Source organism: Geobacillus sp. WSUCF1, assembly GCF_000422025.1.
Taxonomy (GTDB): Bacteria; Bacillota; Bacilli; order Bacillales; family Anoxybacillaceae; genus Geobacillus; species Geobacillus zalihae.
Genome location: NZ_ATCO01000309.1, coordinates 1 through 881, shown reverse-complemented (window position 1 = coordinate 881; position 881 = coordinate 1). Strand labels below are relative to the sequence as shown.

Here is an 881-nt window from a genome sequence, read left to right as displayed (position 1 = left end):
TCTATTCTTAGTATTGTATAAACAATAAAACTATAGATCAGCAATAAAAAGCAATTAATCATAACTTTCTCCTTAATGCAATAATCAAATCTAGTACGAATGCTTTAAATCCACTCGTATATCTAAAATAATTTCCTCTTAAAAAATGCATAGTTATATTCTTTAGAGATGGTTCACACCTATCCTCATAGAATACTTTTTTCTCGTAAACTTTACCTAATTTTTCAACATCTAAAGAAGATAAATTTTTTGAATGTTCTAATATACAATTTAGTTTAATCAAAGCATTTCTATACCTATCATTTACTGTAACTTTTTTTCTTTTTGACTTATTTAAACCTATTTGCTGAGATGAATGAATACGATATTTTATTAATGGTTCATCAATTAAACCTAAACAACTATTCAACTCTAAGTTTATTCCAATCCATGCATCGTGTATAAAATTTTCATTTAAAGGAAGTATGTCTTTTAGATAACTTCTATCAAAAGCTAATGTGCAACCTGTTATTACATCTTTTTTTAGTAATACATCTATTCCTTGACCATTTTTGAATTTATTTCTCATGTTTTCTTTAAACTTTATTTTATCCCATAATGTATCCTTTTGTTCAACTGAATTCTCATCAATTAGATAAGCATTTGTAAATACTGCTTTTATATTTTTATTTTTTTTAAATTCATTAACCACCTTGTGGATTTTTTCACGCAACCAAATATCGTCCTGATCACTTAAGAAAATTATATCTCCTGTACAATTTAACAAGGCTTTTTGAAAGTTTTTTATTACACCTAAATTTTTATCATTTTTGATTATTTTAATTTTAATATCTTTGTATCTACTTTGAAAGGAAGATAATACTTTAAATATATTATATTCC

General features: G+C 24.4%; 1 protein-coding gene. It reads right to left on the bottom strand.

Annotated features, from left to right (window positions below):
* Positions 1-58: 58 nt before the first annotated feature.
* A partial coding sequence (locus I656_RS0117335) for a glycosyltransferase (RefSeq protein WP_033007054.1) occupies positions 59-881 on the bottom strand: 823 nt, incomplete at its 5' end.